The sequence below is a fragment of the Herminiimonas aquatilis genome (genome assembly GCF_042665175.1).
Lineage (GTDB): Bacteria > Pseudomonadota > Gammaproteobacteria > Burkholderiales > Burkholderiaceae_D > Oxalicibacterium > Oxalicibacterium aquatilis.
Map to the genome: position 1 here is coordinate 339,450 of NZ_JBHTCC010000001.1, position 6,666 is coordinate 346,115.

4 protein-coding genes are annotated in these 6,666 nt (G+C 52.2%); all 4 read right to left on the reverse strand.

Annotation, left to right across the window (positions count from 1 at the left end; all coding sequences use genetic code 11):
* Positions 1-15: 15 nt before the first annotated feature.
* Positions 16-2,142 (reverse strand): preprotein translocase subunit SecA, encoded by a 2,127-nt coding sequence (locus ACFQO0_RS01645; protein ID WP_382232308.1) that lies wholly within the window; start codon positions 2,140-2,142, stop codon positions 16-18.
* The gene (locus ACFQO0_RS01650) at positions 2,135-4,285 is read right to left on the reverse strand and encodes an HlyD family efflux transporter periplasmic adaptor subunit (RefSeq protein ID WP_382232309.1); all 2,151 of its coding nucleotides are present in this window, start codon (positions 4,283-4,285) and stop codon (positions 2,135-2,137) included. Before ACFQO0_RS01650 ends, ACFQO0_RS01645 begins: the two co-directional genes overlap by 8 nt.
* Before the next feature lie 9 nt (positions 4,286-4,294).
* Positions 4,295-6,145 carry an efflux RND transporter periplasmic adaptor subunit gene (locus ACFQO0_RS01655; protein ID WP_382232311.1) on the reverse strand — a complete coding sequence of 617 codons (1,851 nt, stop codon included), beginning with the start codon at positions 6,143-6,145 and terminating at the stop codon, positions 4,295-4,297.
* A gap of 97 nt (positions 6,146-6,242) precedes the next feature.
* Positions 6,243-6,632: a DUF3467 domain-containing protein gene (locus tag ACFQO0_RS01660; RefSeq protein WP_382232312.1), complete on the reverse strand. Its 390-nt coding sequence runs from the start codon at positions 6,630-6,632 to the stop codon at positions 6,243-6,245.
* Positions 6,633-6,666: the final 34 nt, after the last annotated feature.

The following is a 6,666-nucleotide window of genomic DNA, read 5'->3' on the forward strand; positions in this document are numbered from 1 at the left end:
AAAATTAAATAAAATTTATTCTGCGCGTCCAGAGAAGGACAAGATATCGCCCATCTGCTTATCCGCTTTCAGCAAGCTCTTGCGTATGCGCGACTGGCTGCGTTCCGTGCGTTTTTGCGCATAGCGTATCCATTTTGCGTGCAGCATTTCCTTCTTGTCGCTGAACCTACTCACCAGACGTCGCAAGACCAAGGCCGACAAGCCATTGTTGTAAGGCACCAGTAACGAATCCTCTAATGACAAAATCGCTTCGACATTGCCAGGATCGCCCTGCCTTGCGCAACGGCCGGCGATCTGTCTGTCTATGCGACCAGCTTCATGCCGCTCCGACAAGATGACATGCAAGCCACCAAGCTCTGCTGCGCCTTCCCGCAATTTGATATCAGTGCCGCGTCCCGCCATATTGGTGGCGATGGTGATGCGACCAACGTGCCCAGCATCCGCCACGATATCGGCTTCTTCACCGTCCTGTTTGGCGTTCAATACTTTGTGTGCAATGCCGCGTTCATCCAGCTTTTGGCTCAACAACTCGGAAGACACGACAGAACGCGTGCCAACCAGAATCGGCGCACCGCGTTGATGGTGATGCAAAATGCGCTCCAGCACGCACGCCCATTTTTCTTCATCGGTAGCAAATACGCGATCTGGATGTGTCATGCGCAAACTTGGACGATTAGTCGGTACCTTGACGACGCCCAAGCCGTAAATGCTGCCAAGTTCAGCCGCAACTTCGGATGCAGTGCCACTCATGCCGGACAAATGTTGATAGCGACGGAAGAAGCGCTGGTAACTGATACGCGCCAAAGGTTCGCGACGTGCAGTGACTTCCAGCCCTTCCTTGACTTCAATCAGTTGATGCAAACCCTGGCCCCACGAACGATCTGCCATCACGCGACCGGTAAATTCATCGATCACCTGAATTTTTCCATCGCGTACCAGATACTGTTCGTCGCGCGAGAACAGTAACAAGGCAGTCAGCGCTTGATTGATCATTTCTTCGCGGCGCAAAGTAATGCTCCATACACCGCCGAGAGACTTACTCAAATCAATCACACGCTGATGACCTTCTTCCTGCATTTCGATACGGCGTTCGCCACGCAGAATACGATAGTGCAAGCCTTCGACTAATTGCTGCGCAAGCTCTATCGCTTGCCCGGCAAACAAAGCCTCATCTGGCGATGAAACTTCTGCAGAAATAATCAATGGTGTACCGGCTTCATCAGCAAGCACGCTATCTGCTTCATCGACAATGGCAAAACTGAGACCACGTAATAACAAACGGCGTATGCGTGATTTGGCTGCATCGCCGCCATAAACTTTTTCCAACTTCAAGTGCAGTGAATCGGACTGCGTACCTAGCACGATACGGTCTCGCAGATAATCGAAAACCACAGTCTTGTTGGTGCAATACACGACATCACAAGCGTAAGCCAACTGACGTTCTTCGTGGCTCATTTCGGATGTGACTGCTGCAGAAGAAATACCCAGCGCGGCATACACCGGCTGCATCAATGCGTGATCGCGTTCGACCAGATAATCATTGACAGTAATAACATGTACCGGTCTGCCAGCCAGCGCCGCGGTGCAGGCTGGCAGCGTTGCTGTCAGCGTCTTGCCTTCACCCGTTTCCATCTCGGCGATCATGCCCTGCAACATGACCCAGCCACCGATCAATTGCGAATTGAAATGGCGCATGCCGTGAATGCGGTCCGAGGTTTCGCGCACCAATGCAAATGCATGCGCGACCAGTTCGTCCTTCATGCCTTCGCGGCGCAGTTTACGCGTCAGCTCGCGTGCCAGTTCGCGCAAACCTTCCCCATCAAGTTCACGCAAAGGCGCTTCAAACGGCGCGACCTGATCAACAATCGCATGCACTCGTTTTGGACGTGCGCGCAACTTGCGGACGATAGTACCGGTCAATGCATTGCCGATGCGGTCCAGCAGTTGATCAGCTTCTGGCTCATCACGCTCGGGATAGATCTGATCAAAACGCGTCAACTGCGGCCGCAACATGAACTCGATATTGGCTCGCAGTCCATCCTTCAAGCGCTGCAACTTGCTTGCTACAGGGTGATCCTGATTCGGCAGGTCACCGTCCAGTTCAGGATCGAACTCGGGAATGGTTTGGACCTGATTAGACATTGAAGGTCCTCAGAAAAATTCGTCGTGCGCCTGAGTACCATTGCAAGCCGATAGGCTCAGGCTGATGCTCGAAGCGGACATAAATCCGGCTGCCGAGTTTATCCATCTTGACGCCTTTCGGTAATTGCAGATCAAGCACAAACAGTTTTTGCAAAGTTTTGGCATCGCCTTCATGCGCGGAGGGATCAAGACCAATCTTGCCACCGCCCTGAAAACTCAAAGTCATGCTCGGCAATTTATCTGTCGCTGCCGGCACTTCGCGTAACACCTTGGCTTCGATCACGGTTGAAGGTTGATCGACCGGTCGCACTTCAACACTTTGCGATCCCTTGCGCACCTTGTCTGCATTCGCTTGCGGAATCACGACACGTATCGTCGTCAATCCTTCGTCCGTCACATATGCCAGTAACTCACCGCGCTGAACAAAACGTCCCTGCATGTTCTGTACGTCAGCCATCACGAAAGTACCGGAACTAGGTGCGCGAACTTCAATTTCCGCAAGACGCTTTTGTGCCAATTCCATCGCAACGCGCGCATGCGCCATCTGCTGCAACAGGATGTCGGCTTGCACGCGATTGCTGGATAATGCCGCAGTGTATTTTGCTTCGAGGCCAGCCAGTTCAGCTTCCAGCACGGTGGAGCGCGCAATCAATTCAGGATCTTCACACTGAATCAACAGCTCACCTTTTTTTACTTGCTGGCCGGGCTGCGCGACAACTTTAGTAATGAAGCCGTCAACGTTGGCACGCACCTGAGCTTCATCCGGCGCCCACACCACGCCTTCACTGCGCGTGAATGACGGTGCAGGCAACCAGAACAAAATCAATGCCGCCAGCAACACTGTTGAGCCACTGATGACAAGAGCACGTGTGCGTTGTTGCCGCAGCTTCGGGCTATTGAACAAATAACTGATCTTCTTCGCGATCGGTTGAATCAACATATTGAACACCGACCACACCGCCATCAAAATACCGAACAAGAAGAACTTGCTCGCCACCAGCAGCACGATGGTAATCATCATGAACATGCGATAGAAGAAAGACGTGATGCTGTAGAAGACGAACCAGCGCGCTTCACCTTTAGCGACAACCGGTGACTGCACGTCTTTTACTTCAAACAAGTAATGATTAATCAGGTAGCCGAGATAATCATTCGAGCGCTGACCGAGATTCGGAATCTCCAGATAGTCGGACAGGATGTAATAGCCGTCGTATCGCAAAAATGGATTGCCGTTAAACAGCAAGGTCGAGATACCTGTGATCAGGATGATGTTGTAGGCAATCGCACGCTCGGTACCGGGCTCGAGATAAACCCACACAATCATCGCAATCGCAGCGATAAACAATTCCGTCAACATACCTGCAGCGCCGACCAGCATGCGCCATTTCTTGTCTTCAAATGCCGATGCGGCAGAAGCATCGACATACGGGATCGGCATCAACAGCAAGAGCATGACGCCCATCTCATGCACCTCGCCACCGCGCGCCTTGACAGCGAAAGCGTGCCCTAACTCGTGCAAAATTTTTACCAATGGAAAAAGTACCCACATCAGCAAAATATTCTCGACCGAGAACACGCGATCCAGCATGCCGCTGGAAAATGCCTTCCAATGCATCGCGGCCAGAATGATCGCCGTCAACATCGTCACGCACCACAGACCTGCGCCAAACCAGCCAAACATCGGCCGCATAAAAGGCATCATGCGCTGCAGTATGCGATCAGGATCGAATAAGGGAAAACGCAGCGACATCGGATTACCGACGTACTGTTTTACTTTTTGTTTTAGATGTTTGCCGCGCCGTTCGTGCTGCTCGCGGATATCTGGCGGCGCATCACTCTGCAATACGTCGGCTCTATGCAGATCCGACATCAGCTTGATCATTTCTGGTTGCGATGGCACTTCATCGCCCAGCTGCTCGCAGGCGATATCCCAGATCTGTTGCATTGTTCGTTCGCCATCCATCAAGCCGATGACGAGATTGGCAACTGGAGTAAAGCGATGGAAGCGGCCGCTGATATGATCTTGCAGCACGTACCAGACACCGCCGCGATAGACGTGCCTGTGAATTTGCGCGTGATTGCGCAGGCGCGGTTTGACATTGGCGACGCGGTACCATGATTCGCTAAAAAGTGACTCTGCCATGAGCTGCGCTTACATCCAGGACCAGAACATCAGGCGCAACCAGTCAAACATTTTGTGCGTCCACTGCCAAATCAATTTGCGATCACCGACATCGATCTTGCCTATGCCTTCCATACCCGGACGCAGGCGTTCGCTGACTTTACCTACCGTCGCTTCGACACGGAAGTAACTACGTCCTTCGCGCGAACTGGTGACTGGCGTCAAATGTGCAATCACCAGCGGAAAAACTTCACCTGGCAAAGATGTCAGCATCAAGGTACCGGTTTGTCCTTGCTTGACGCCCGTGATATCACTTTCATCTACTTCCAGAATCACGCGATATTCATTCAAGGGTGCGACTTCAAACAAGTTCTGACCGCGTTTGACTGCGCTACCGAGTGCTTGCGACAAATCACCGCTGACGACAATCCCGGGGAAAGGCGCGGTGATGTTGGCGCGTGCCAGTTGCTCGGCCAGCAATTCCATCTGTGCTTTGGCTTGTTGTACTTGCGCCAGACTGACGTTGACTTGCACGCGATCTGATTTCGCCAAGGCTTCCTGATACTGATTCGAATATTGATCGGCTTGGCTGGCCCAACGTAAATACTCCAGTTGCAGATCGCGTTGATCGAGAGTCGCCAGCACATCGCCGGCCTTGATCAAATCACCAGCGCGATGACTGGAGGTTTCCACATATCCGTCAAATGGCGCAACCAACACGCGACGTATCGAACCTTCCAGCGCGGCGTTTGCACCGACTGTATAAGTGCTGCTGGCGAAGCTAAAGAATATGACAGCGAACATCAACAATCCGGCTGCCAGCTTGCGACCGAAATAACGCGGGCCGATAAACTTGCGCAATTGGTCACGCGCGATGTCTTTGAAGCGCGCCACCAGAAATCGATCGTTCAGACGTTTTTCTTCAAGTATACGACTGCATAAGGCAACGACTGCCTGGCAAAGCTCAATCTCCGCCAAAGTGAATGGCCGATCACCAGACCGTTCAAAAGTGAACGCACCGCCTACCAATTCGCTGGTAACAAACGGCACTGTCAAAATGTAATCGCTGCCATGCTGGCGTGCGAGTGCCGCGTGGTCACGCGTCACCAATACTTGCTCACCTAAGGCCGGCATTTGTATCAATGATTTTTGATCGATCGCTTCATCCATCGCACTGCCGATGGCACGAACCAGATTCATCCGCTTACCTATCTGTGCGCTATGCGATACGGCATCGACATTACAACGGTCATCGCGACGGAAACCAACACTGACACGATCACAATCAAGTCGAATCGCCAGATCGGTTACCAATGCGTGTGCCGCAGCAGAAAATTTTTGTTCGGTCATCGCCGACGCAACCAGATCCAGCGTGGTCATCAAACGCTCACGCGTACTTTGCTCGTGCGAGGCCTGTTGTCGCAACAATGCGGCTTCTATGCCTTGCATGCCCCATTGTAGTTCGCGTATCAATCCATGCAAGGCGTCGTCGCTGCGACGCAGAGTTTCCAATGCGACCAGGCCATGTAAATGGCCGTCGATGATAATGGGATAAGCGAGCGCGGAATGATTATCGCGATGCTGCAAGGTTGCCTGCCGTCCCTGCAAGGCGATATCAGCAACCTCGACCAACAAAGGGCTGGCTGGCTGAGCTGGCGGCCAGAATGCAACGGGTAAAAAAGGACCGAGGTCGGGAGGACCCAGCACCATCACGGCACGCACCGCTCCCTCTATCATTTCGCATTGCAATGCCAGCCACGTCGCGTTGAATTGCTGCGTATCGGCCGGATCGGCAAAACGAAGCCATAGCGCTTGCTGCTGGTCGATCTCTTCTCCGACCACTACGTCAGATGCTGCTGGTGCAAACAAATTATTGCTCACTTGTTACGTTGTAAAAACGATGGTCTGTATAAAGAGATTGCCGCATCTCCGTGCATTTCTGCGAAAAAATTGCGGCACAGGCTTTGCGATAAATCGCTCAAGACAATTTGATTTCGCCAAAGCGTTGCTCGTACTCGCGCACGCCTTGTTCCATCATCTGGCTCAAACGCTTTGCAGTATACGGCGTCAACACAATACGTTGCGAAAGTTGCACACCGACTTCATCGCTGCCAGCCTGCCACGCTTTATTTGTACCGAACAACAACGTGATCTCTTCACGTGTACCGAGTACGTTGCAGACGTTTGCATACGCGCTTTGCATCTTGCTGTCATCCCATCTTGGTTTAATGGGCACGCTGACTGCTTCGACAGATGCCGCTTTTGCAGTTTTTTCCAATGCTGGCGATTTAGATGACGCTACTTCGGTAACTGCTGCAGAGATTGTTGCTTCTTCCGCTGCAGCGTTTTCTTTTTTACTTTTTGCCATTTCTGTCCTGATCGTTATCGGAAACAAGCCTAGT

What these genes read in the sequence shown, in the direction of transcription:
- ACFQO0_RS01660 (WP_382232312.1), bottom strand. Translation starts at nt 6,632, where the DNA reads ATGGCAAAAAGTAAAAAAGAAAACGCTGCAGCGGAAGAAGCAACAATC.
- ACFQO0_RS01650 (WP_382232309.1), bottom strand. Translation starts at nt 4,285, where the DNA reads ATGGCAGAGTCACTTTTTAGCGAATCATGGTACCGCGTCGCCAATGTC.
- ACFQO0_RS01645 (WP_382232308.1), bottom strand. Translation starts at nt 2,142, where the DNA reads ATGTCTAATCAGGTCCAAACCATTCCCGAGTTCGATCCTGAACTGGAC.